This window comes from Streptomyces muensis (assembly GCF_021474425.1).
GTDB classification, from domain to species: Bacteria; Actinomycetota; Actinomycetes; order Streptomycetales; family Streptomycetaceae; genus Streptomyces; species Streptomyces muensis.
Genome location: NZ_JAKEIP010000124.1, coordinates 1 through 25159 on the forward strand (window position 1 = coordinate 1; position 25159 = coordinate 25159).

The 25159-nt window shown below is 71.8% G+C and carries 22 protein-coding genes; 7 read left to right on the forward strand and 15 right to left on the reverse strand.

Annotated features, from left to right (window positions below; translation table 11 throughout):
- Window positions 1-159: 159 nt before the first annotated feature.
- On the reverse strand, window positions 160-1041 hold the full coding sequence (gene purU / locus L0P92_RS25995; RefSeq protein WP_234765413.1) for a formyltetrahydrofolate deformylase: 882 nt from the start codon (window positions 1039-1041) through the stop codon (window positions 160-162).
- 86 nt (window positions 1042-1127) lie between these two features.
- Entirely contained in the window at window positions 1128-1628 is a 501-nt protein-coding gene (locus L0P92_RS26000) for an SCO4402 family protein (RefSeq protein WP_234765414.1), read from the reverse strand.
- 117 nt (window positions 1629-1745) lie between these two features.
- Here L0P92_RS26000 and L0P92_RS26005 point away from each other — a divergent pair, with 117 nt between their 5' ends.
- Window positions 1746-3056, forward strand: coding sequence for an ABC transporter substrate-binding protein (locus L0P92_RS26005; protein ID WP_234765415.1), 1311 nt, complete (start codon window positions 1746-1748; stop codon window positions 3054-3056).
- Between the two features lie 54 nt (window positions 3057-3110).
- Here L0P92_RS26005 and L0P92_RS26010 read toward each other — a convergent pair whose 3' ends face one another.
- A complete protein-coding gene (locus L0P92_RS26010; RefSeq protein ID WP_234765416.1) occupies window positions 3111-4961 on the reverse strand; it encodes a hypothetical protein in 1851 nt (616 codons plus the stop codon).
- A gap of 202 nt (window positions 4962-5163) precedes the next feature.
- Window positions 5164-6549 carry an NsdA family TPR-like regulatory protein gene (locus L0P92_RS26015; protein WP_234765417.1) on the reverse strand — a complete coding sequence of 462 codons (1386 nt, stop codon included), beginning with the start codon at window positions 6547-6549 and terminating at the stop codon, window positions 5164-5166.
- Between the two features lie 491 nt (window positions 6550-7040).
- Here L0P92_RS26015 and L0P92_RS26020 point away from each other — a divergent pair, with 491 nt between their 5' ends.
- The 3 genes from L0P92_RS26020 (at window position 7041) to L0P92_RS26030 (ending at window position 10167) form a co-directional block, all read left to right on the forward strand.
- Complete coding sequence (locus tag L0P92_RS26020; RefSeq protein ID WP_234765418.1) at window positions 7041-7703, forward strand: bifunctional DNA primase/polymerase; 663 nt, start codon at window positions 7041-7043, stop codon at window positions 7701-7703.
- A gap of 95 nt (window positions 7704-7798) precedes the next feature.
- Window positions 7799-8569, forward strand: coding sequence for an ABC transporter ATP-binding protein (locus tag L0P92_RS26025; RefSeq protein WP_234765419.1), 771 nt, complete (start codon window positions 7799-7801; stop codon window positions 8567-8569).
- Window positions 8566-10167: a transporter gene (locus L0P92_RS26030; protein WP_234765420.1), complete on the forward strand. Its 1602-nt coding sequence runs from the start codon at window positions 8566-8568 to the stop codon at window positions 10165-10167. Before L0P92_RS26025 ends, L0P92_RS26030 begins: the two co-directional genes overlap by 4 nt.
- 107 nt (window positions 10168-10274) lie before the next feature.
- Here the strand turns inward: L0P92_RS26030 and L0P92_RS26035 are convergent, their stop codons facing one another.
- Both L0P92_RS26035 and L0P92_RS26040 read right to left on the reverse strand, forming a co-directional pair.
- A complete protein-coding gene (locus L0P92_RS26035) occupies window positions 10275-11162 on the reverse strand; it encodes an alpha/beta fold hydrolase (protein WP_234765421.1) in 888 nt (295 codons plus the stop codon).
- Between the two features lie 656 nt (window positions 11163-11818).
- Complete coding sequence (locus L0P92_RS26040) at window positions 11819-12511, reverse strand: iron-dependent transcriptional repressor DtxR (RefSeq protein WP_004000347.1); 693 nt, start codon at window positions 12509-12511, stop codon at window positions 11819-11821.
- Window positions 12512-12781: 270 nt separating this feature from the next.
- Between L0P92_RS26040 and L0P92_RS26045 the strand changes: the two genes are divergently transcribed.
- Window positions 12782-13537, forward strand: coding sequence for an SIS domain-containing protein (locus L0P92_RS26045; RefSeq protein ID WP_234765422.1), 756 nt, complete (start codon window positions 12782-12784; stop codon window positions 13535-13537).
- A gap of 1 nt (window position 13538) precedes the next feature.
- Here the strand turns inward: L0P92_RS26045 and L0P92_RS26050 are convergent, their stop codons facing one another.
- From L0P92_RS26050 to pdxH, 3 genes are all read right to left on the reverse strand, one after another.
- On the reverse strand, window positions 13539-14981 hold the full coding sequence (locus tag L0P92_RS26050) for a PAS domain-containing protein (RefSeq protein ID WP_234765423.1): 1443 nt from the start codon (window positions 14979-14981) through the stop codon (window positions 13539-13541).
- 175 nt (window positions 14982-15156) lie between these two features.
- Window positions 15157-15621 carry a GNAT family N-acetyltransferase gene (locus L0P92_RS26055; protein WP_234765424.1) on the reverse strand — a complete coding sequence of 155 codons (465 nt, stop codon included), beginning with the start codon at window positions 15619-15621 and terminating at the stop codon, window positions 15157-15159.
- Window positions 15622-15966: 345 nt separating this feature from the next.
- Complete coding sequence (gene pdxH / locus L0P92_RS26060; RefSeq protein ID WP_237696069.1) at window positions 15967-16653, reverse strand: pyridoxamine 5'-phosphate oxidase; 687 nt, start codon at window positions 16651-16653, stop codon at window positions 15967-15969.
- A 309-nt stretch (window positions 16654-16962) separates the two neighbouring features.
- Between pdxH and L0P92_RS26065 the strand changes: the two genes are divergently transcribed.
- Entirely contained in the window at window positions 16963-18063 is a 1101-nt protein-coding gene (locus L0P92_RS26065; protein ID WP_234765426.1) for a citrate synthase 2, read from the forward strand.
- A gap of 259 nt (window positions 18064-18322) precedes the next feature.
- Complete coding sequence (locus L0P92_RS26070; protein WP_443733485.1) at window positions 18323-19789, forward strand: serine/threonine-protein kinase; 1467 nt, start codon at window positions 18323-18325, stop codon at window positions 19787-19789.
- 37 nt (window positions 19790-19826) lie between these two features.
- On the opposite strand, the gene L0P92_RS26075 is transcribed toward L0P92_RS26070, so the two are convergent.
- The 6 genes from L0P92_RS26075 to L0P92_RS26100 form a co-directional block, all read right to left on the reverse strand.
- Window positions 19827-20408, reverse strand: a complete 582-nt coding sequence (locus L0P92_RS26075) for a hypothetical protein (protein WP_234765427.1) — start codon at window positions 20406-20408, stop codon at window positions 19827-19829.
- 34 nt (window positions 20409-20442) lie between these two features.
- Complete coding sequence (locus L0P92_RS26080; protein ID WP_234765428.1) at window positions 20443-21078, reverse strand: TetR/AcrR family transcriptional regulator; 636 nt, start codon at window positions 21076-21078, stop codon at window positions 20443-20445.
- Complete coding sequence (locus L0P92_RS26085) at window positions 21066-21800, reverse strand: enoyl-CoA hydratase family protein (protein WP_234765429.1); 735 nt, start codon at window positions 21798-21800, stop codon at window positions 21066-21068. The genes L0P92_RS26080 and L0P92_RS26085 overlap by 13 nt, the downstream gene beginning before the upstream one ends.
- Entirely contained in the window at window positions 21797-23374 is a 1578-nt protein-coding gene (locus L0P92_RS26090) for a 4-coumarate--CoA ligase family protein (RefSeq protein WP_234765430.1), read from the reverse strand. Before L0P92_RS26090 ends, L0P92_RS26085 begins: the two co-directional genes overlap by 4 nt.
- Window positions 23375-23411: 37 nt before the next feature.
- Entirely contained in the window at window positions 23412-24551 is a 1140-nt protein-coding gene (locus tag L0P92_RS26095) for an acyl-CoA dehydrogenase family protein (RefSeq protein WP_234765431.1), read from the reverse strand.
- A 56-nt stretch (window positions 24552-24607) separates the two neighbouring features.
- The coding region (locus tag L0P92_RS26100) for an acyl-CoA carboxylase biotin carboxyl carrier protein subunit (protein WP_308289760.1) at window positions 24608-25159 on the reverse strand (552 nt) is incomplete at its 5' end.

Sequence of the window (25159 nt, forward strand, 5' to 3'; positions counted from 1 at the left end):
GGTGGGTGGGGGCTGGTCGCGCAGTTCCCCGCGCCCCTGAGTACGCGCAGTGGACGTCCCTTTAGGGGCGCGGGGCTGTATCAATTTGCGGCTCCGCCGCGTGGGCGCGACCAGCCAACGACCACCCGCAGCCGCCCCCGAACCAGAACCCCCGAGCTCCTAGGCGAAAACGACCGTCCGCCGACCGTTCAGCAGGATCCTCCGCTCGGCATGCCACTTCACGGCCCGCGCCAGCGCCTGGCACTCCACATCGCGCCCGATCGCGACGAGCTGGTCCGGCGTGACGTCGTGCCCCACGCGCTCGACCTCCTGCTCGATGATCGGCCCCTCGTCGAGGTCGGCGGTCACATAGTGGGCCGTCGCGCCGATCAGCTTCACACCGCGCGTGTGCGCCTGGTGATACGGCTTCGCGCCCTTGAAGCTCGGCAGGAAGGAGTGGTGGATGTTGATGATCCGCCCGCTGAGCGCCTTGCACAGATCGTCGGAGAGCACCTGCATGTACCGGGCGAGCACGACCAGCTCCACGCCCTGCTCCCGCACGATCTCCAGCAGCCGCGCCTCGGCCTCGGGCTTGTTGTCCTTGGTCACCGGGATGTGGTGGAAGGGGATGTCGTACGACCCCACGAGTTCGGCGAAGTCGGTGTGGTTGGAGACCACGGCGGCGATCTCCACAGGGAGGGCGCCGATCCTGGCGCGGAACAACAGGTCGTTCAGGCAGTGCCCGAACTTGCTGACCATCAGCACGACCCGCATCTTCTCCTCGGCCCGATGGATCTGCCAGTCCATCTGGAAGGAGTCCCCGATCGCCGCGAAGCTCGCCCGCAGCTTGTCCACCGTCACCGGCGCCTCAGCCGAGAAGTGGACGCGCATGAAGAACAGTCCCGTGTCGTGGTCACCGAACTGCTGGCTGTCCTCGATGTTGCAGCCGGTCATGAAGAGGTAGCTCGACACGGCGTGCACGATGCCCTGCTTGTCGGGGCAGGACAGGGTGAGGACGTACTGCTCGGCCGGGACCGCGGCTCGGGTGGACTGCTGGTTCATGCAGGACAGGGTCCCATATCCGACCCGCCCGGCGGACAGTCGTCCCGGCACGCGGACCGCGCCGGCGCACCGGCCGTGCGAGCCGCCTACGCGGAGCGCGTCATGATCGCCAGCACTTCGAGCGTGCGCGGCGGAGCGTCCGGGTCCTCGCCGTCGGCCATGGACATCCGGACATGCGCGTCCCGCGCCGCCCGCACCGCCTCCGGCCACCCCTGGTTCTCCAGGTACGCGGCGACCTGCGCGTCCGGGCCGACCTGGTGCATGATCCGCAGCACCCGCAGCACGGCGGTGTCGACGAGCGCCGCCTCCTGCGAGTCGCGGAAGATCGTCCCGACGTATTTCTCGGCGGACCAGTTGTCCAGCCAGGTGTCCTCGACGAGGCGGTAGACGGCGTCGGTGACGTCTCCGTACCCGTCGACGCCGGCCAGCCAGACGTCCCGCTGGAACACCGGATCGGAGAGCATGTGCAGCGCGGAGCGCACATTGCTGCGCCAGCGCCACCACGGCATGTCGTTGAGTGGCATGCCGCCCATGGTGGAGGAGCGACGGCCGCGACGGGAAGAGCTATCCGAACCTTGCACGGTCATCGATCGTACGTTCCCCCTCACAGGCGTCTCACCGACCCCCGCAATTCACCTTGCCGTCACCGAACAATAACCAAGGGTCACGCCAGGGTTAGTGATGTGGCGGAATCGTGCGTAGCCATGACCGGCAGGCGACGCACCCGCAGCACCGTCCTCCCCACGATCACCAACCGGCCCGTCCGAGCCTCCGCGCGCACCGCGGCGGCACTGGTGGCGGGTGCGTCGTTGGCCGCCGGATGCGGTGTCATCCCCGGTACCACGGGGGGTTCCGGGGATGACACGATCACCGTGATGACCTGGGCGCCACAGGACACCAAGGCGACCAACAAGCCCGGCATGCCGGCCCTCGCGCAGGCGTACGCCCGCTGGGTCAACGCCCACGGCGGCATCAACGGCCGCAAGCTGAAGGTCCTCACCTGCAACGACCGCAACGACAGCGTGGCCGCGGCCAGGTGCGCCGACCGCGCGGTCGAGGAGAACGTCGTCGCGGTCGTCGGCTCCTACAGCCAGTTCGGCGACACCTTCCTGCCCTCGCTGGAGGGCGCCGGCATCCCGTACATAGGCGGCTACGGGATCACCAACGCCGAGTTCACCAGCCCGCTCTCCTACCCGGTCAACGGCGGCCAGCCCACCCTCCTGGCCGGCCTCGGCCGGGAACTGGCCCGCACCTGCGGCCCCGTCGCGCTGGTACGCCCCGACAGCATCGCGGGCGACGAGCTGCCCCCGCTGCTCAACTCCGGCCTCAAGGTGGGCGGACACCCGGCCGCGGGCGACCAGCTCGCCGACGAGGACGCCACCGAGTACGGCAGCCAGTCGGAGCGGGCGCTGCGGTACTCCACCGACGACGTCAGTGACCCGGGCTGTGTGGTGCCCGCCCTCGGTGACCGCACCACCACCTTCATGGACTCCTTCCGGCGCTCCCGCGAGGACTACGCCGACGTCCGCACCGCCACCGTCCTCGGCAGCGTCGACCAGACCGTGATCAACGCCAACGGCGGGGCGTCCAGCCCGTACGAGGGCTCGTACATCACCGGCTGGTACCCCGTGGCGAGCGACGCGCGCTGGGACCCGATGAAGAAGGTGATCAGCGAGCAGGCCTTCGGCGACAACCGCATCGACCCCGCGGACGCCGGTGTGCAGACCACATGGATCGCGTACACGGTGTTCAAGAAGGTCGTCGAGTCGCTGGGCGACGGGGCAGTGACCGCCGACTCCGTGCGCGGCGCCCTGAACAAGGGCCTGAAGGTCTCCACGGGCGGGCTCACCCCGGCGCTCCAGTGGAAGTTCCAGGACGTCCTCGCCTCCGTCGGCTATCCCCGGCTGGTCAACCGCAAGGTGAGCCTCCAGGTCGTACGCGAGGGCAGGCTGGTGGCGGCCCGCAAGAACTTCATCGACGTGACCAGGACGCTGCAGGGCGCCGAGCTGAACTGACCGCCCGGCGCCTGAGCCACCGCTGCCCCGGCCATCGCTGACCGGGCCGACGCCCTACAGCTGGGTCGGCTGGCGCTCGGTCAGCCCGTACTTCTTGGCGATGGTGTTCCACAGCTTCGCGGCCGACTTCTTCTGCTCGCTGGCCGTGCCGCTGGCCCGGTTGCCGGCCTGGGTCTGCGCGGTGGACTTGGCCTGGCCCTTCTTGCAGAGCTGCCCCTTCTTGGCCGCCACCTGGTCCGCCCACGCCGCGTAGTGGTTGTCGGCGGACGCCGAGGCCTGCCACGCCTTGGTCAGCGCGGTGGTCAGCTCGGTGTGGCTCGGGAGCTGGTCGACGGAGAGCTTGGACAGGTCGGTGACCAGCTGGTTGCGCTGCTTGGCCGCGCCCCGCAGATCCGTGGCGGCCTGCGCGAGGTTGCCGCAGGACTTCACGGCGGCCACCGCGTTGATCACGGCGGTACGGCTGTCACCGCTGTCCGCCAGCAGCTTGTCCAGGGCTATCGCCTGCTTCTCGGCCGGGTCCTCGGACGGCGACGGGGACCCCTCGGTCGCCGGAGCCGTCGCGGAGACCGGCCGGTTGTCGTCACCGCCCTTCTGCTCCTCCCCGCCTCCGCCGGCGAGCATCGCGCCCGCACCGATGCCGAGTACGGCGATACCGACGCCGACCGCGGCCATGAGCGGCACCCGGGACCCCGTACGACGGCCCCCGCGGCCTCCCCCGCCGATGTCGTCGGCGTGCGGTGCGTGGGGACCGGGCTGTCCGTGCGGTCCGGGCGGGAAGTACCCCGCCTCGCGCGAGCCCTGCGGCTGCGGTTGCGGCTGCTGGAAACGCGGCAGCTGCTGAGTGGCGGCGGCCGGCGGCTCGGCGCCCGGCTCGCTGCGGAAGAGGTTGTCGAAGTCGGAGAGCGGCTGCCGCCCCGGCCCCGGCTGGGGCGCCCCGCCCGGCTGTCCGGTCACGGGCGGGATGTACTGGGTGGCGTCGGCGTCGGATCCGGCGGGCGTCGGCATGGCGCCGCCCTGCGGACCCGCGCCGCCCTGCCGGGCCCGCCCCAGGATCTGCGTGCTCTCACCCGGCACCTCGGGCGGCAGCGCCCCGGGCCCCACGGGCGGGATGTACTGCGTCGCCCCCTCGTCCGCACCGGGCGCCGGCGACGCGGCGACGGGCGGTATGTACTGCGTGGCGCCCTCGTCGGCCGGAGGCAACGGCGCCCCGAAGCCACCGGCACCAGGACCGGCGGGCGGCATCGGCGCGCCCGGGCCGCCCTGCTGGGCGGGCGGCAGCGCACCGTCGAAGCCGGGAGCACCGTAGGCCTGCCCACCGGCCGGAGGGAGCGGCGCCGAGGAGGCACCGCCCTGACCGTAAGGCTGCTGCTGGGGCTGGGGCTGCTGCGGGTACTGCTGCTGCGCCGGCAGAGGCGCCCCACCGGCCGGCGCCCCATGGCCGTACGACGGTGTGCCCTGCGGCGCGCCCTGCATGTTCCCGCCGTACGACACGCCCTCCGCCGGCAACGGCTGGGACGGCGCGCCCCCGGCCGCCTCCGGCGCCGCACCCCACGGGGCCGGCGACGGCGACGCACCGGCGTGTCCGCCCTGGTACGGCTGCTGCTGTTCCTGCCCGCCCCAGGTCTGGCCGGGCGGCGTGCCCCAGGTCTGGCCCGGCGCGGCCGGCGGCTGCGGCGCGGGGGCCTGCGGGGTCTGCTCGGGTCCCCAGGGGGTGCCCCAGGACTGGCCGCCGGGCGGTGCCGAGGGCTGGGGCGTGGTCGGCAGGGCGGGCGGCACCGGCGTCGGCCGGCCGCCCTGTCCACCGGTCATGCCCGGCAGCAGCGGCTCACCGCCGTCGGAGGGCAGCACGATGCCTTCGCGCGCGGGTCGCGCCGAGGGCTCCTCGCCCCGTCCACTCTGCGTCACCGGGACTCCTACCAATGGGGGACCTTGTGAATCGTCGGCTCACGCTACCGGGTCTGCCGATCCGCGTGCCACGCAGCTCAGGACGTGACCTGCCTCGCTGTGACCGCCGTAACAATCCCGGCCCCCCATCCGCTACATACGCTCCCCTTTCGTCACCCGCGCCTTCATTTCCCTGCCGTTCACGGTCTCGTCCCCCCTGGTTTCACGCCGCTGCCTGAAGATCGATCCGCGCTCCGAACTCCCTTACCACGGGCTCCTCCCGGAACGGCTCCAGTCGCTGCTGGAAGTCGTCCAGGTACTCGGCGCCCCGGTTGGAACGCAGGGTCTCCAGGAGTTCCACGGCCTTCAGCCCGGTGTGGCAGGCCTGTTCGATCTCGCGCTGCTGCACCTGTGCCGTGGCGAGCAGCACATAGCCGATCGCCCGGCGCCGCGCCTTCGGCTCCGGGAGCCCGGCCAGCGACTCCTCCGCGCACCGCGCCGCCGCCTCGGCCTGGCCGAGGTCACGGTGGCAGTGCGCCAACTCGTCGGCGAGATAGGCCTCGTCGAAGTGCGCGATCCAGGCCGGGTCGTCCCCGGACTCGGCGTCCGCGCTCTCCAGCGCGGTCACCGCCCGCCCGGACGCCACCTGGGCGGCCCGCGGGTCCCCCATCAAGGCATGCCCTCGCGCCTCGGCCGCATGGAACATGGCCTCCGCGCGCGGGGTCACGCGCCCCCGCGCCCCCTCCTGCGCCGCCCGCGCCAACTGCGCGATCTCACGCGGGTTCCCGAGCTGTGCGGCGAGATGGCTCATGGAGGCGGCCAGCACATACCCGCCGTATCCGCGGTCTCCGGCGGCCTGCGCGAGGCGCAGCGCCTGGATGTAGTACCGCTGGGCGAGCCCCGGTTGGCCGGTGTCGACGGCCATGTACCCGGCGAGCTCGGTCAACCGCGCCACGGCGGCGAAGAGTTCCCGCCCGACCGCCTCCCGGTAGGACCCGGCCAGCAGCCCGGAGACGACACTGTTCAGGTAGTGCACGACGACCGGGCGCACGTGCCCGCTGCCGTACTGGTGATCAAGGTCGACGAGCGCCTGTGTCATCGCGCGCACGGCCTGTACGTCGGACAGCCCCACGCGCGGCCCGGCCGAGCGCGACACCTGTGAGTCCGGCGACGAGATGAGCCAGTCCCGGCTGGGCTCGACCAGCGCGGACGCGGCGACGGAGGAGCCGGACAGGAAGTCCCGGCGCCCCACGTCGCTGCGCCACAGCTCGCAGACCTGCTCGATGGCCCCCAGTACAGTCGGCGAGAACTGGAGACCGACGCCGGACGCGAGGTTCTTGCCGTTGGCCATGCCGATCTCGTCGATCGTGACCGTACGGCCCAGCTTGCGGCCGAGCGCCTCCGCGATGATCGCCGGCGCCCGCCCCCGCGGCTGCTGTCCCCGCAGCCAGCGCGCCACCGACGTCTTGTCGTAGCGCAGATCGAGGCCGTGCTCGGCGCCGCACATGTTGACCCGGCGGGCCAGCCCGGCGTTCGAGCAGCCCGCTTCCTGGATGAGCGCCTGCAGCCGTTCGTTCGGCTGTCGCGCGACGAGAGGCCTTGCGGCCATGGCGTACCCCCTGTGGCTGCGGTGCCTGCCCACGCACCGAGTTGACGTGTCTTTCACGGCGGGAATCCGGCGCGGGGCACTGGCTGCGCACCACAGGTTTCCGGCCGTGAAGATCAATGCCCCGTCGGCATACCGAAAATGCGAGGCTTGCGAGGATTGCCGGGGTAAAGGCGGAAGCCGACCCCACAATGGGCTACCCAGTCCCGGCCACGGATCCTCCCGCGCGCCCCCACACATGCACCCATGCGCCCCAGACGAGGAATCAGTGCTCCTCCCCCGCGCGCAGGCCCTGCCGCCAATCTCCCGTCGTCCGCCCGGAGGGCGGGCCGCGCGGGGTCTGGTGCGTGCAGCTGCAAGGCGGAGGAGGGAGTCGACGCGGAGCGTCGGCGACTGACGACAACGCCGCAGATGCGCGTGCCAGACCCCGCGCGGCAGACGGGAGATTGGCGGCAGGGCCTGAACCCCCGTAACTACAGGTGGGTGCGGGAGTTGTGTTGGGCGTGGAAGAGACGATCCCGGCCACCGAAGCCGCACAGATTCCGAAGCAGCGCGGGGAAACGCTGCTGGAGACCGCCGTTCGCTATGCCGAGGAGCGTCACTGGGACGTGTTTCCAGGGGCCTGGCTGGAAGCCGTCGACGGCGTGCAGCTCTGCTCCTGTGGTGACACCGCGTGCCCCGCGCCCGGCGCGCACCCCGCGCGCCCCGACTGGGAGACACAGGCGACCGGCAGCGCGACGGTCGCGCGCCGGATGTGGCAGAAGCAGCCGAACGCTTCGATCCTGCTGCCGACGGGGCGGACCTTCGACGCGATTTCCGTCCCGGAGACCGCGGGGTTTCTGGCGCTGGCCCGGATGGAGCGGATGGAGTTGACGCTGGGGCCGGTGACGTTGACGCCTGATCGTCGGATGCACTTCTTCGTGTTGCCGGGGGCGTCGGTGAAGGTGCCCGATCTGGTGCGCAAGCTGGGGTGGTCGGTGGGGTCGCTGGATCTCGTCGCGCTCGGGGAGGGGGCGTGGGTCGCCGGGCCGCCGACGCGGTTCGGGTCGCGCGGGGCCGTGCAGTGGGCCTGCCGGCCGACTCCGGCGAATCGGTGGTTGCCGGATGCGGAGGAGTTGATCTCGCCGCTTGCGTATGCCTGCGGGCGGGATCGTTAAGAGCGCCTTCTCGTCTGCCGGGTTCGGTTGATCGGCGACCGCGGGCCGTTCGTGGCTGGTCGCGCAGTTCCCCGCGCCCCTTAGGGTTGGCATCCATGACGTCGGCCGTTAGCGTGCGTGGGCTTTGGAAGCGGTTTGGGCAGCAGGTTGCTGTTGCTGGGATCGATCTGGAGTTGCCTGCGGGGAAGTTCATCGGGCTCGTGGGTCCCAATGGGGCTGGGAAGACCACGACTCTCTCCATGGTGACCGGGTTGCTGCGGCCCGATCAGGGGTCCGTCTCGGTCGTCGGGCACGACGTCTGGCGGGACCCCGTTGAAGTCAAGGCACGCATCGGGGTGCTGCCCGAAGGGCTACGGCTCTTCGAGCGGCTCTCCGGGCGGGAACTCCTCGCGTACACCGGGCGGTTGCGCGGGCTTCCCGGGGCCGAGGTCGACAAGCGGGCCACTCAGTTGCTGGACGTCCTCGATCTGGCGGGGGCGCAGCACAAGCTGGTCGTCGACTACTCGACCGGTATGCGCAAGAAGATCGGGCTCGCGGCCGCGCTCCTGCACAACCCCGAAGTGCTGTTCCTGGACGAGCCGTTCGAGGGTGTCGACCCCGTGTCCGCCCAGACCATCCGGGGCGTCCTGGAGCGCTACACCGCCTCCGGCGCGACCGTCGTCTTCTCCTCCCATGTCATGGAGCTCGTCGAGTCGCTGTGCGACTGGGTCGCCGTGATGGCCGCCGGACGCATCCGCGCCCACGGCACTCTCGCCGAGGTGCGCGGGGAGGCGGCCTCGCTGCAGCAGGCGTTCCTGGAACTCGTCGGCGCGCACGGGCGCGACGCGGGCACGGACCTGGACTGGCTGGGCGGCGGGGCCCGATGAGCGCCGATGTGACGGGAGTGACCGCGGTCGTCGTACGGCTGAAGCTGTCGCTGCTGCGGAACGGGCTGCGGCAGTCCGGTGGCCGGCGGGCCGCCTACCTCGCCTCCGCGATCGTGGTGCTCCTCTTCGCCGCGCTGCAACTCCTCGGTCTGATCATGCTGCGCGACACCGCGCACGCGGACACCCTGGTCGTCATCCTGGTCGCGGTGCTCGCGCTGGGCTGGGCCGTGATGCCGCTGTTCTTCCCCGGCGGGGACGAGACCCTGGACCCGACCCGGCTGGTGATGCTGCCGCTGCGCCCCCGGCCCCTGGTCCGGGCGCTGCTCGCGGCCTCGCTGGTCGGCATCGGCCCGCTGTTCACCCTGTGCCTGTTCGTCGGTTCGGTGATCGCGGTGGCGCACGGCGGGTTGGCGTACGTCGTCGGCGTCATCGCCGTCGTCCTGGCGCTGCTGGTGTGCGTGGCGCTCGCGCGGGCCGTCGCCGCGGCCAACATCCGCCTGCTGACCAGCCGTAAGGGCCGCGATCTGGCGGTGCTGAGCGGACTGGTCATCGCGATCGGCGCGCAGGTCGTGAACTTCGGGGCGCAGCGCCTGGGTTCCTCGGGGCTCGCCGAGCTCGAACCGGCGGCGGACGTGCTGCGCTGGGTGCCGCCCGCCGCCGCGATCGGGGCGGTGCGGTCGGTGAGCGAGGGCGCGTACGGGGTCGCCGTACTCCAACTCGCGCTGACCGCTGCGGCGTTGACCGCCTTGATCGCCGTATGGTCACGCCACCTCACCCGGCTGATGACCTCGCCCGACGGCTCCACGCTCCAGTCGGTCACCGAGGCCGCCGTACGCGAACGCAACTCCTCGGGCCTGGCCCGGCTGCTGCCGGCCGGCCGCACCGGCACCGTCATGGAACGCAGTCTGCGCTACGTCTGGCGCGACCCGAAGACCAAGGCGGCCTGGGTGACCTCGCTGGCCATCGGCCTGATCGTGCCGCTGTTCAACGCCCTCCAGGGCACCGGCTCGATCTACTTCGCCTGCTTCGCGGCCGGAATGCTCGGCATCCAGATGTACAACCAGTTCGGGCAGGACACCTCCGCCTTCTGGATGGTCGCGATGACGATCTCGTCCCCGCGGGACGCCTACGTCGAGCTGCGCGGCCGAGCCCTCGCCCTCCTGCTGATCACTCTGCCGTACGCCACCCTCGTCACCGTCCTGACCACGGCGCTCCTCGGCGACTGGGCGGGGCTCCCCGAGGCGCTCGGCCTCTCCTTCGCCCTGCTCGGCGCCATGCTGGCGACCGGCGCCTGGACGTCGGCCCGCTTCCCGTACTCCATCCCGCAGGAGGGCTACAAGAACGTCGCCCCCGGTCAGACGGGCCTGGCCTGGATCTCCATCTTCGGCGGCATGATCGCGGCAGCCCTCCTCTGCGCCCCCGTCATCGCCCTGACGATCTGGCTGAACATCAGCGAGGAGGGCGACACCTGGACCTGGCTACTGCTCCCGGTCGGCACAGCGTACGGTGCCCTGCTCACGCTTTCGGGCCTGCGCCTGGCGGCCCCACGAACGGCGACCCGCCTCCCGGAGATCCTTACGGCGGTGAGCAAGGGCTGAGGGACACTTGCCGGCGCAGCGGACTGCAACGCCCCCAAAGGGGCGCGGGGAACTGCGCGAGCAACCCCACACAACCCGCAGCCGCCCTCAAACAGAACCCCCCGAGCTCACAGGCGCCCGGCATCCCCAGCGGAGCGCACCGCGTCCAGGAACGGCTCGATCGCCGCGCGCCACCCCTCCGGCTGGTCGTAATGCACCAGATGACCGGCGTCAGCCACCTCCGCGTACTCCCCGCGCGGCAGCACTCGCACCATCTCCTGCGCCTCGGCCCGCCCCAACTCCCCGTCAAGCCCTCGCACCACCAGCGCGGGGCACCGAACCTGCGCCAGTTCCTCCCAGTGCGCGTCGAACACCCACGTCTCCCGCGACCGCAGCATCTGCCCCGGCTCGAACACGGGCCGCCACCCGTCCTCGCGCTCGTGCATCACCTCGGCGTAGAACTCCCCCCGCGCGGCGTTCGGCCGCTCCACCCAGGGGTCGTCCTCGCCGAACCACTTGCGCACATCGGCGAGCGTGGCGAAGGGGACGGGCCAGGACTTGAACCAGTCCGACCACTCCCGCTGCGAGGCCGAGCCGAGCGCGGAGGCCCGCATGTCGCAGATGATGACGCCCCGCACCAGGTCGGGCCGCTTGGCGGCGAGCTGCCACGCGGTCAGCGCGCCCATGGCGTGGCCGATGAGGACGGCGGGGGCGAGTCCGAGCTGTTCGAGGGCGGCCTCGGCGTCGTCGACGTACGCCTCGCGTGTGAAGTCGGCCTGTGGGGACTTGTCACTACGGCCATGGCCACGCTGGTCCAGTGCGACAGCGCGGTGCCGCTCGGAGAGCCAGCGGGCGGTGGAGGCCCAGTGCGAGGCGCGGCCCATGAGGCCGTGCAGTAAGAGGACGCCGAGCGTGCCGTCGTGCTCGGTCGCGGGGTCGTTCTTGGGAGGGTCGCCGAACTCCCAGGCCGCGAGGCGTACGCCGCCCGTCCCGGTCACGTCGATGCGCCGCGCCATAGGTCCTGGCCCCCCTAGCTCCGCTCGGACCGCTCGAACCGGCCGGTCCTGTGAACCGTGTCCTGCCTGCCGTGCCTGCCGTATCTGCCGTCGTTCACGCGAGCACCGCGCGCCACCTGCGACGCAGGAGCCGACGATGCCCTCGCACACGATGTGCATGTCCTGTGTGTCTGACGTGATCTTATGCGCACACCTTTGAAGCGCACGTTCCGCATGACCCGTCACCGCACACTATCGAACTCCTATTCGAAAATGCGGTCTCCGCGGCCAACACCCCTCATTCGAGTGACCCCCCGCAAGGATTGATCGCTGTCGCCGAGGGGAGATCTTCACCGGGAGGCGGACCGCTCGGGGAAACCGGTCCGAGGGGAATGACCCTGAGAGCTCGGGGCTCCGGGTCAGCACAGGGGAGGACAGGCCCCGGCGCCATGTGGCGCCGGGGCCCTCTCCACGTCCACGGCACATCCCGCCCGCCCCTTCCCCGGCCGGACGCATCGCTGTCGATCACGGCCAAGAGCTCTCAGGTCGTATGCCTCACGCGACAGACTGGCACGCGAATCGGCGGAGCGCTGCGATTCGACGTACTGAATCTTGGAATGGACGAGATCACCACAACTCCCGCTCGCCCACCGGGAGTTACCCGACCGAGAGCGGGCTCAGCGCTTGGCGACGAACACATGCGAGGCGACGTCCGCCTCCAGCTCGGCCGCCTCACCACCACTACCGACCAGCACACCGCCCGCGGACTCGGTCACGCTCACCACCGAACCGGGCTGCACCCCCGCCCGACGCAGCGTGTACATCAGCTGGGCGTCGGTCTGGATCGGCTCGCCGATACGCCGCACCACGACCGTCTTGCCCTCGACACCCGGGTCCAGGTCGGCCAGCGACACCATGCCCTCGTCGAGGAACGGATCGGCGCCGTCCTTCTCACCGAGCTCCTCGAGGCCCGGGATCGGGTTGCCGTACGGCGACTCGGTGGGGTGCCGCAGCAGCTCCAGCACGCGCCGCTCCACGGCCTCGCTCATCACGTGCTCCCAGCGACACGCCTCGGCGTGCACCTGCTCCCACTCCAGCCCGATCACGTCGACGAGCAGACACTCGGCCAGCCGGTGCTTGCGCATGACGCGCGTGGCCAGCCGCCGCCCCTCGTCCGTGAGCTCCAGATGCCGGTCGGAGGCCACGGACACCAGCCCGTCCCGCTCCATCCGCGCCACCGTCTGGCTGACGGTCGGCCCGCTCTGGTCCAGCCGCTCGGCGATACGGGCGCGCATGGGGACCACACCTTCCTCCTCCAGCTCGAGGATGGTGCGGAGATACATCTCCGTGGTGTCGATCAGTCCGGACATACGTGCCCCTCGATTAGCTCTGCGATTAGCTCAGCCGGAAGCGAGACAGCTCCACGGCGCGTGCGCTGGCCCTGACCTCAATTCTGCCGGATACCACTGACAACCGTGCCGCGCCGCCGAAACCAGCGATTTCCCAGCCCTCGGGGGACGGCCTCCGGCCAAGGGGCCGCCGCGGGCATCCCCCCGTATTGACACCGCACTGGTCCAGACCGCACGGTGATCCGCGACACACCGCACCCACCCCCACGCCACCACCCCGGAGGGCACCGCATGAGCGACAGCAAGCCGGCCGACCAGTTCTTCGACGCCGCGATCACCCTCCTGCAGCGGGCCCGCGACGAGGAAGCGGAGAACATCGAGGCAGCCGGCACCCTGCTCGCCGACACCGTCGCCACCGGCGGCCGCCTGTTCGCCTTCGGCGCCGGCCACTCCTCCCTGGCCGCCCAGGACATCGTCTACCGCGCGGGCGGCCTCGCCCTGATGAACCTGCTCGCCGTCCCCGGCGCGGTGGGCGTGGACGTCATGCCCGCCACTCTCGGCTCCGCCCTCGAACGCGTCGACGGCCTGGCGAGCGCCGTCCTGGACAGTTCCCCGCTCCGCGCCGGCGACGTCCTGGTGATCATCTCCCTCTCCGGCCGCAACGCCCTCCCCGTGGAGATGGCCATGTCCGCCCGCACCCGGGGCGCGCGGGTCATCGGCGTGACCTCGGTGGCGTACGCCTCGGAGACGAAGTCGCGCCATGTCTCCGGCACCTACCTCAAGGACCACTGCGACATCGTCCTCGACTCGAAGATCGCGATCGGCGACGCGGAACTCACCCTCGACACGATCCCGGCCCCCTTCGCCCCCGCCTCCACGGTCGTCACGTCGGCGCTGCTGCAGGCCGTCATGGCCACCGCGGCCGCCTCCCTGGCCGCCCGTGGCATCGAGCCCCCGCTCCTGCGCTCCGGCAACGTCGACGGCGGCCTCGACTGGAACAGCCGGGTGTTCGAGCAGTACGGCGACCGGATCTTCTACCGCCGCTGACCTACTCCGCCCCCAGCACCCCCGCCAGATCCAACGCGGCGGCGATCCGCACCGCGACGTCCTCCGCGTACACCGCGTCGCTCCGCTCGAACGCACTCCGTCCCGCGCCCCGCAGAAACGTCACGACGCCCAGCGTCCGCCCCCGGCTCCGCAACACCGCGCACAGCGCGTGCACCGCGTCCGCGGGCCACTGCCGGCCCACCGCCCACGCGCGCGCCTGCTCCGCCGCCATGCTGCCCGCGTCGGCCCGCACCGATCCGGCGCGCGCCACGCACTGCAACGCCGGATGCCCCTCGGCGTACCGCACCGGCAGCCCGGCCTCCCCGCCCAGCAGGCTCGGCCCGGGCGTACCGGAGGGCGTCACGGCGATCCGCACCAGCCGTACCGGACCCGAGGCCTCCTCGTCCGCGTCCGTATCCGCCACGGCCCCGCCCGCGACCCGGTCGATCAGCGCGTGGTCGGCGAACCCGGCCAGCGCGAAGTCGAGATGCACCGTCGCCGCGTCCGCCGGGTCCTCGCACTCGGCGGCGGCGCGCGCGGCCCGATGCAGCTGGTTGGTCCGGAACCGCAGCAGCGCGGCCTCCTGCTCGGCCTGCTTGGCCTCGGTCATGTCCTGGAAGAGCCAGCCCACCCCGAGCGGCACCGGCTCCTCCGCGAGCGGCGAGGCCAGCCGCACGAACCCGCACCGCCAGCACCGCCGCCGCTCGCCCTCCGGCGTCCGTACGCTCACCCAGATCTCGGCGGGCGCGGGCGGCGCGCCCTCCGCGAGCACATGCGTGAGCGCGCTCTCCAGTTCCTCGACGCCTTGGGCGAGCAGATCACCGAGGGGCCGCCCGAGCACGGACGTACGGCCGATCCCCAGCGCCCGGGCCGCGTGAGCGTTCACCACGGCCGGCCGCAGATCGGCGTCCACCAGCACGACGCCCCACGACGCGTCCTCGAACAGCGCCTCGCTCAGCGCGATCGACCGCTCCAGATCGATCTGCGCGTGCACCTCGCTGAAGGCGCAGTACACCCCGGCGGGCTTGCCGTCCGGCCCGCGTACGGCCGCCGACTGCGTCCGTACGAGCACCCGCCCGCCGTCCTTGGTCAGCAGCGCGAACTCGTGCACCTGCCGTCCGGGGGCGTCCATGGCGGACATCAGCCGCGCCTCGACCTCCTCGGCGTCGGCCTCGCGCACCGCCCAGCCCGCGAAGCCGTGCCGCCCGACCGCCTCGGCCGCGCTCCAGCCGAGGATGCGCTCGGCCTCGCGGTTCCAATGGGTGACGACCCCGTCCGCGTCGAAGGCGCACAGGGCGGCGTCCATCCCGTCCAGCAGCGCGGCCAGCAGATCGGAGCCGCCTGCGGAACCCTCCGAGCCACCCGACGAACCCTGCGGGCCGTCCCGCTCGGGTTCGTCCGGCCCCAGCTCGTCGGTGGTCCCACTACGCCGGGAAGCACTCACCTGGACCCCCTGCCAAGCCTGCCAAGCTGCGTCCGCACGTACGACGCGTCGGTTCGCTCACTCGCCATCATCTAACTGGAACGTGACGCAGCACACACCGAGTTCCCACAAGATTGAAGGAATCGTTGTACGGCGGAAATCCCGGGAAACCGGCCGCAGACGCCACGCCCCGCTCTCATGCCCCGCTGACCTCGAAACCTGTCAGTCGCAACGTCAGCCACACCTCGTTCTCGTCCTCCGGTGCCACATACCGGTCGACCTCCACAAACCCGCGCTTCCCGGCGAACCGGAGCCCGTCCTCGTTGGCGGTCAGGATCACGGTCCGGATCTCCCGCGCGCCGAGCACGCGCGCGTGCCCGAGTCCGTCCTCGTACAGCGCGGCACCGAACCCCCGCCCGCGGTACTCGGGCAGCACGCGCGCGATGACGGTCGCCACGCCCTCCTCGCCCTGCGGCGGCCGTACGGTCGAGCAGCCCACGAGCGCGTCCCCGAGATAGGCGTTGCGCAACTGGTGCCGGCCACTGCGCTCGCGTACCTCGTCGAGGCTCAGTTCGTCCGGCGGCACGATCACGTTGTGGACGTGGCGCCACTCCCGGAGCATGGCGTCGCCCTCGGCCGGCACGATTCGCAGATCTGTCATGCACAGAACGCTAGGTGACCAGCGAGGATCCCGTCCAAGGAAAAAAGCACTTGATCGGGCGGCGGGCCGCTTCTTAGTGTGTGGGCACACGAGAAGGGAGGTGGTTCGGCAGATGTATGAATACCGGACGCGTGAGGTGGCTGCGGGCTAGCGGCCCGTCACCCCACCCAGTGCGGTGCCGGACCAGCACGTGACAGACGCGTGCAGCCGGCCCAATCCCAGCAGTCACCCGACCCGCGAGTTCGCCGGCACGTCCGGCCGGCTCCCCCGCCCCGGCGGAGGGACCCGAGCTCGCGGGTCGTCTGCGTCTCAGAGCAGGCATGCCGCCCTCAGGGACTACGGCACTCAGGGACTCAGCCGCTCGACCCGCCAGCTTCCGTCCTGCTCCGCCGCGTACCGCAGCCGGTCGTGCAGCCGGTTCTCCCGGCCCTGCCAGAACTCCACCGTCTGCGGCGCCACCCGGAAGCCGCCCCAGTGCGGCGGCACCGGCACCTGCTCGCCCTCGGGATAGCGCGCGGCCAGCTCGGCGTACGAGGCGTCGAGGTCGGCGCGGGTGGCGACCACCGTGGACTGGGCGCTGGCCCAGGCGCCGAGCTGGGAGCCGTGCGGGCGGGTGCGGAAGTAGGCGGCGGTCTCGTCGCGCCCGGTCCGCCGCGCCACGCCCGTGACGATGACCTGGCGGGCCATCGCGTGCCAGGGGAAGAGCAGGGAGACGTACGGGTTCTCGGCGAGGTCGCGGGCCTTGCGGGAGTCGTAGTTGGTGTAGAAGACGAAGCCCTGCTCGTCGAACTGCTTCAGCAGGACCGTACGGGAGCTGGGCCGCCCGTCGGCGTCGGCGGTGGAGACGATCATCGCGTTCGGCTCGAAGAGGTGGGCCTCCGCCGCGGCCTGCTTGAACCAGCGCGCGAACTGTTCCACGGGAGTGGCGGCCAGGTCGTTCTCGGCGAGGCCCTCGGCCCGGTACTGCTTGCGCATCGCGGCGGGGTCGAGGGGGACGGCGTCTCGGTCGGTCACGCCGTCATCTTGCCGCATGCGGCCGACGCCGTCCCGGACGGTGCCCCTCGCGACCCCGGATGGCACTGAGTGCCGCAGGACCTCCCCAACAGTGGCACTCGGGGTTATCGTGCTGTTGCCGTTCGGGTTGGATGACTGTCAGCCGTACGGGGCATCACACGGGTACGCCCCGGACCGCGAGTCCGCCGAGGCCCGGAGAGAACCGGCAAGGCCCGGAATCCGAGTCCGTGACCGTGGAACCACCGGCGTACGCACATCTCCGCACACCGACATGTGGTCGTCCCACCCACAACCCCATCCGTCGCACACCTCACGAGGAGCCGCCTGATGTCCGACTTCGTACCCGGACTCGAGGGAGTCGTCGCGTTCGAGACGGAGATCGCCGAACCGGATAAGGAGGGCGGCGCACTCCGGTACCGGGGCGTCGACATCGAGGATCTGGTCGGGCATGTCTCGTTCGGCAACGTCTGGGGGCTGCTTGTCGACGGTGCCTTCCGGCCCGGTCTGCCGCCCGCCGAGCCCTTCCCGATTCCCGTGCACTCCGGCGACATCCGTGTCGACGTCCAGTCCGCGCTCGCCATGCTGGCCCCCGTGTGGGGTCTGAAACCCCTGCTGGACATCGGTGAGGAGCAGGCCCGCGAGGACCTGGCCCGGGCCGCCGTCATGGCGCTGTCCTACGTCGCCCAGTCCGCGCGCGGCCAGGGCCTGCCCATGGTGCCGCAGCGCGAGATCGACAAGGCGCAGTCCGTCGTCGAGCGGTTCATGATCCGCTGGCGCGGCGAGCCCGACCCCAAGCACGTGGCCGCCGTGGACGCCTACTGGACGTCCGCCGCCGAGCACGGCATGAACGCGTCCACCTTCACGGCCCGCGTCATCGCCTCCACCGGCGCCGACGTCGCCGCCGCGCTCTCCGGGGCCGTGGGAGCCATGTCCGGCCCGCTGCACGGCGGTGCCCCCTCCCGTGTCCTGCACATGATCGAGGAGATCGAACGCACCGGCGACGCCGAGGCGTATGTGAAGCAGACCCTCGACAAGGGCGAGCGCCTCATGGGCTTCGGTCACCGTGTCTACCGCGCCGAGGACCCGCGCGCGCGGGTGCTGCGCCGCACCGCCCGGGAGCTGGGCGCGCCCCGCTTCGAGGTCGCCGAGGCGCTGGAGAAGGCGGCCCTGGAGGAGCTGCACAGTCGGCGCCCGGACCGGGTGCTGGCCACGAACGTGGAGTTCTGGGCCGCGATCATGCTGGACTTCGCGGAGGTCCCGGCGCACATGTTCACGTCGATGTTCACCTGTGCCCGTACGGCGGGCTGGTCGGCGCACATCCTGGAGCAGAAGCGCACCGGCCGCCTCGTGCGCCCGTCCGCGCGCTACATCGGCCCGGGCCCGCGCGACCCGCGCGAGATCGAGGGCTACGCCGACATCGCGCACTGATCCCGCCGGTCCACCGAACCTCTCCGGCGGGCCGGTCATCACGCGGAGCACCGTCCGGCTCCGCGTGATGCCGCTCGGCGGCCTGGTGCCTCTCGATGAGTGTGCTGCCGCTCGATGACCGGGGTGGCGTCCGCTGCCTATGGCATACGGAACGTGACTGATCCACTCCGCCAGTATGCTGGGGCGGCTGCGGCCATCCCACCATCACCCGTCCCCACGTGGTGAGTTGCGGCCTGCGGCGACCGGGATGTCTCACGGCATGAGGGATGGGGATCAGGTGCTGATAGCGGGCCGCTACCGGCTGGGCGAGTCGATCGGACGCGGGGGGATGGGGGAGGTCTGGCGGGCCTACGACGAGACTCTCGCCCGGCATGTGGCCGTCAAGCTGCTGCTGCCCCAGGACTCCGACCCCACCGCCACGTCCCGGTTCCGGCTGGAGGCGCAGACGGCGGCGCGGATCGCCCATCCGAACGTGGTCGGGGTCCGGGACTTCGGCGAGTACGACAACCGGCTCTTCCTGGTGATGGAGCTCGTCGAGGGCCCCAGCCTCGCCGCCACGCTGACCCGGTCCGGCGCGCTGCCCGCCGAACGCGTGGCCCGGATCGCCGCCGAGGCCGCCGCGGGACTGGCCGCCGCGCACCGGCAGGGCATCGTCCACCGCGACATCAAGCCCGGCAATCTGCTCCTGGACGCCGACGGCACCCTCAAGATCGGTGACTTCGGGATCGCGCGCTTCATGGACGACCCCGGGGCCGCGCTGACCGCGACGGGGCAGATCGTGGGCACGAGCCTCTATCTGGCGCCCGAGCGTGCGCTGGGCAAGCCGGCGGGCCCGGCGTCCGACGTCTACGCGCTGGGCTGTGTCCTCTACCAGCTGCTCACCGGCCGCCCGCCCTTCCAGGCCGACACGGCCGTCGCCATCCTGCACCAGCACCTCGACGCCGTGCCCGTGCCGCCCCGCGAACTGGGCGTCCCCGGCCTCCCGCCCGCCTTCGAGAGCTATCTCCTCGGTCTGCTCGCCAAGGAGCCCGAGCACCGGCCCTCCGCCCAGCAGGCCGCCGACTGGTTCGCCGACGGCGCCTGGCAGGGGCGCCCCGAGCCGCTGCCGGACGCGACGTCGCCGTCCCGGCGGCCGCCGGTGCTGTCGGGGTCCGCCGCCGGGTCGCAGCAGGTGGGTGAGACCAGCAACCCGACCACGTACATGCTGCCCTCCGCCCGGGGGACGGCGTCCGCCGCGGGATCCAGAGCCGGGTCCGGGTCCAGAATCGGGGCCGGGTCCAGAGCCCGGTCCGGGTCCGGACCTGGGTCCAGATCCCGGTCCGGATCCGGCGGCAGATCCAGAGCCGGGTCGAGATCCAGACCCGGCTCCCGGTCCCGGAACCGCCTGGTGTTCACGGCGGCCGCGGCGGCGCTCTTCATGGCCGCGATGCTCCTCGGCATGCTGTGGTTCTCCCCCGACAAGACCGGCGCGGAAGGCACCGAGTCCGAGGCCCCGACCGGCACGAGCACCTCCGCCTCACCCCGGGCGACCGTCCCCTCCCCGACGGCCTCCCCGACCCCGGCCGCCCGGACGAGTGCCCCGCGCGACGAGCAGACGGCGGACGAGCAGCGGAAGCAGCGCGAGCAGGAGCTCGAAGAGCAGCGGAGGCTTCAGCGCGAGCTGGACAAGGAGCGCGCGGCACAGCAGGACGACGATGACGGCGGCTTCGGCGAGGACGACGACTGAGGCGGCTGACAGGGGCGGCGGGACGACGGCGCGCGGGTCAGAGCTTGCCCCACACGTACGCCGTACGGTGGCCGTCCAGGAGCCCGGATATCCGGGTGCGGAACTCCTCGGTGAACGGGGGCCAGTTCCAGAACTCGAAGCCGAGGTGGGCGAAGGCGAACCAGTCGTCGGCCCAGGTCCAGTCGGGCAGCGGGACGGACCCGGCGCACGCGGGACAGTCGACCTGGGCGGTACCCGTCTTGTGCCAGGCGTCGATGGCCTTGCCGAACGGCGCCCAGGCGTCCTCGACCAGGTCCCACTCGTCGGTGATCAGCCGGGTGGTGACCCCACAGCGCGGACAGCTCACGGCCTCCGCTCCGCCCTGCCCGCTGTGGAAGACGGTCCGCCCGGTGTACACGGCGAGGCCGTCCCAGGGGTCCCGGTCGGCGTCGTCCGGGGCGACGGCCCGCTGCCAGTTCGGGCCCGGAGGATGGCCGAGCGGCTGCCCGAGCACGCAGTCCGTGCGCTCGGCGAGCACGATGCCCTCGGTCACCAGCCACTCGACGACGCGCTCGGCCAGCTGTGCGGCCTGCCGCGGGGTCGCCTGGAGGTCGACGATCGTCTGGAAGTGATCACCCATGCCCGAACCGTAGACCCCGCCACTGACAACGCCCTCAGCCCGACGCCTCGCCCAACGCGTCGTCCAGCAGCGCCGCCCACTGCGCGACCACGCGGTCCCGGCGTGCCGTGTCGTCCGTGAGGAGGTTGGCCAGGCCCAGGCCACGGGCCATGTCGAGCAGGCCCTGGACGCTTTCGCGGGCGCCCGGCCGGGACTCGTCGGCGCCCAGCAGGTCGACCGCGATGCGGTGGGTCTCGCGGCCCACGCGGGCCTCCAGCTCCGTGACCCGTGGCCGTAGCTGCTCCTCGTTCGACGCGGCCACCCACAGGTGCAGTGCCGCCCGGAACAGCGGTCCGGTGTAGAGGTCGACCAGCGCCGACACCACCGCCCGCCGGTCCCCGGCCGCGCCTTCGGGGAACAGGGCGCGCAGTGCCGTCGAGCGCTCCTCGGCGACGTACTCCACCGCCGCCGTGAAGAGGTCCTCGCGGGTCGGGAAGTGGTGCTGGGCGGCGCCTCGGGAGACGCCGGCGCGTTCGGCGACGACGGAGACCGTGGAGCCCGCCCAGCCGTGTTCGGCGAGGCAGGCCACGGCGGCCTCCAGGAGCCGCTGCCTGGTGGCGCGGCTGCGGTCCTGTTTGGGCACGCGGTCCGCTCGGTCCACGCGGTCGCCGACTGTGCTCACACCGCCCATTCCGGATCCCGTCTTTCTAGGAAGGCCGTCATCCCCTCGCGGGCCTGCGCGGAGGAGAACAGCCGGGCCGAGAGCGCGGTCAGGTCGGCCGCGTCCCGGTCGAAGGTTTCCAGCACCTTAGCCGTGAGCAGCGCCTTCGTCTCGGCCAGGGCCTGCGGGGAGGCCCGGCGCAGGCCGTCGAGCACGGGCGTCAGGGCCGCGTCGACGTCCTCGCCCGCCACCGTCAGCAGGCCGATGCGGGCCGCCTCCTGGGCGCTGAAGCGTTCGCCGGTGAGGTAGTAGCGGGCCAGGGCGCGGGGGTCCGTGCGGGGCAGCAGGGGCAGCGAGATGACCGCGGGGGCGACGCCTATGTGCACCTCGGTGAAGGCGAAGCTGGCCTGCGGTGACGCGGCGGAGATGTCGCAGGCGGCGAGCAGGCCGAGGCCGCCCGCGCGGACATGGCCGGTGACCCGGGCGACGACCGGTTTGGGCAGTTCCACGATCTGCCGGAGCAGCGCCACCAGCCCGTCCGGGGGCGGGGGGTCGCGCAGGTCGGCGCCCGCGCAGAAGGTGTTGCCGGTGTGGGTGAGGACGATCGCGCGTACGTCGGTGTCCTTGGCGCAGTCCGTCAGCGCGTCGGTCAGCTCGCCCACGAGGGCGGCCGAGAGCGCGTTGCGGTTGTGCGGGGCGTCGAGGGTGAGGGTCTCGACGCCCCGCGCGCGCGTGCGGCCGATCAGCGTCATGTGTTCTCCCTGAGCGCCCGTAGCTCGCGGCGCAGGATCTTGCCGGAGGCGGCCCGCGGGACGCCGTCGATGAAGGTGACCAGCCGGACGCGCTTGTACGGGGCGACGCGTTCGGCGACGTACATCATGACCTCGCCCTCGGAGAGGTCGGTGGCGGTGGGCTGACGGACCACGTAGGCGTGCGGGACCTCGTTGCCGTCGTCGTTGTAGACGCCGATGACCGCGGCGTCGGCGATGCCGGGGTGGGTGAGCAGGAGCGCCTCCAGTTCGGCGGGGGCCACCTGGAAGCCCTTGTACTTGATGAGTTCCTTGACTCGGTCCACGACGAACAGCCAGCCGTTCGCGTCCACATGGCCCACGTCCCCCGTGTGCAGCCAGCCGTCGGGGTCGATCATCGCGGCCGTGGCGTCGGGGCGGCCGAGGTAGCCCTTCATGACCTGCGGGCCACGGATGAGGATCTCGCCGGACTCTCCGGTGCCGAGGTCCTTGTCGGGGTCGTCGAGGGAGACGACGCGCATCTCGGTGCCGGCGATGAGCTTGCCTACGGTCCCGGGTGGCGCGTCCCGCATGGCGTCCAGGGGGACGACATGGGTGCCGGGGGACAGTTCCGTCATGCCGTACGCCTGTCCCACGGGCGGCAGGCCGAGCCGCTGCGAGCAGGCGGCCGCGAGCTTGGCGTCCAGGGGCGCCGCGGCGCTGACGATGTACTTCAGCGACGACAGGTCGTACTGCGCGACCAGCGGGTGCTTGGCGAGGGCGAGGACGATCGGCGGGGCCACGTACAGGCCGGTGATGCGGTGGTTCTGGATGGCCGCGAGGAAGGTCTCCAGGTCGAAGCGGGGCAGCACGACGACCGTGGCGCCCCGCCTGAGGGGCGCGTTCATCAGGGCCGTGAGGCCGTAGATGTGGAAGAAGGGCAGCACGGCGAGGATGCGGTCGCCGGGGCCGGCCGATATCGCGGGTTCGAGCTGGGCGAGGTTGGTGGCGATCTGGCGGTGGGTGAGCATCACGCCCTTGGGGATGCCGGTGGTGCCGGAGGAGTACGGCAGGGCGGCGACGTCCGCCACGGGGTCGATGTCGACCCGCGGTTCGGGGGCCGCGGAGGCCAGCATGTCGATGAGTGAGCGGTGTCCGGGCGCGCTGTCGCACACGAAGATCTCCTCGACGCCGCCCGCGAGTTCGGCGGCCCGGCGTGCCGCCTCCAGCAGGGGTGAGACGGTGACGATCCAGCGGGCCGCCGAGTCCTTCAGCTGCTTGGCGAACTCCTCGGGCGTGGCGAGCGGGTGCACGGTCGTGACGGAGGCACCCGCGCGCGTGGCGGCGTAGAACGCCGTGGGGAAGGCCACCGTGTTCGGGCTGTGCAGCGCGAGGACGTCGCCCTTGCGGACGCCCGCCTCGGCGAGGGCGGCGGCGACGCGCCGGTGGAAGCGGTCGAGCTGCTCGTAGGTGAGGGTGGTGCCGTCCGTGCCGTCGACGAGCGCGGGCGTGTCCCCGAACTCGGCGGCCCGGCCCAGTACGGCCTCGTGGATGGGGAGTTCTACGACCGGGACGTCTGCGTACTCGCTGCGGAACACGGTTCCTCCTCGCGACACGGTGCCGGGCTGATGCCGGTCAGTACGACTTGGGCAGGCCCAGGGTCTGGTGGGAGACGTAGTTGAGAATCATCTCCCTGCTCACCGGAGCAATACGAGACACGCGCGCGGCGGTTATCAACGAAGCGAGCCCGAACTCGCGCGTGAGGCCGTTTCCGCCGAGGGTGTGCACCGCCTGGTCGACCGCCTTCACACAGGCTTCACCGGCCGCGTACTTGGCCATGTTCGCGGCCTCTCCCGCGCCGACGTCGTCCCCGGCGTCGTACAAATAGGCCGCCTTCTGCATCATCAGACGGGCCAGTTCCAGGTCGATGTGCGCCTGGGCGAGAGGGTGGGCGATGGCCTGGTGGGCGCCGATGGGGGCCTTCCAGACGGTGCGGTCGCGCGCGTACTCGACGGCGCGGGCGAGCGCGTAGCGGCCCATGCCGATCGCGAAGGCGGCCGTCATGATGCGCTCGGGGTTGAGGCCGGCGAAGAGCTGGAGGAGGCCCGCGTCCTCGTCTCCGACGAGCGCGTCCGCGGGGAGGCGTACGTCGTCGAGGGTCAGCTCGAACTGCTTCTCGGCGGCGTCGAGTTCCATGTCGATCTGGCGGCGCGTGAAGCCTTCGGCGTCTCGCGGGACGATGAAGAGGCAGGGCTTGAGGTTGCCGGTGCGGGCGTCTGCCGTGCGGCCGACTATGAGGGTGGCGTCGGCTATGTCGACGCCGGAGATGAAGACCTTGCGGCCGGTGAGGATCCAGTCCCCGGTGTCCTGGTCGCGGCGGGCCGTGGTCGTGATGCGGTGGCTGTTGGAGCCGGCGTCGGGTTCGGTGATCCCGAAGGCCATGGTGCGGGTGCCGTCGGCGAGGGCGGGGAGCCAGTCGCGTTTCTGGTCTTCCGTGCCGAAGCGGGCGATGACTGTGCCGCAGATGGCAGGTGACACGACCATCATCAGCAGGGGGCAGCCTGCGGCGCCGAGTTCTTCGAGGACGATGGAGAGTTCGGCTATGCCGCCGCCTCCGCCTCCGTACTCCTCGGGGAGGTTGACGCCTAGGTAGCCGAGTTTCGCTGCCTCGGACCAGAGGGCTTCGCGGTCGTAGGTGCGGCCGTGGCGTTTGCCGAGGGCGGCTACCGCGGACCGTAGGGCCTTGTGTTCTTCGGATTCGAGCGGGGTGGGCATGGGGACTCCTTCCGGCTGCGGGTTCGTTGTGGCTGGTCGCGCAGTTCTCCGCGCCCCTAGGGTTCTTGCACTACCGCCAGCAATGCGCCGACCGTTACCTGCTGGCCCGGTACGGCGTGAAGGGCACTGAGCGTCCCTGCGACCGGCGCCACGACCTTGTGCTCCATCTTCATCGCCTCCAGCCACAGCAGGGGCTCTCCGGCCCGCACAGCCGCTCCTACGGACAGTCCCTCGGCGACGCGTACGACCGTGCCCGGCATGGGGGCGAGGAGGGAGCCCGGGGTGTGCTGTGCTGTCGGGTCCGGGAAGCGGGGCAGGGCGGTGAGGCGGGTGGTGTTGACGTGGATCTCGTCGCCGTACCTCGCGACCTCGAAGTTCCTTCGTACGCCGTCGACTTCGAGGACGACGAGACGTGCGTCGGCGCGCACGACCCGTACTCCGTCGGCCTCCAGGCCGCCCGCGCGGGTGTGGCGGTAGCGGACCTCGATCTCCTCGCCGGCGACCGCGTACCGCTTGGTCTGCGGCCGGGAGGGGACGTTGCGCCAGCCGCCGAAGCGGGAGCGGCCGTGGGCGTCGGCGAGGGCTGCGGCCAGGGGGGCGTACGGGTC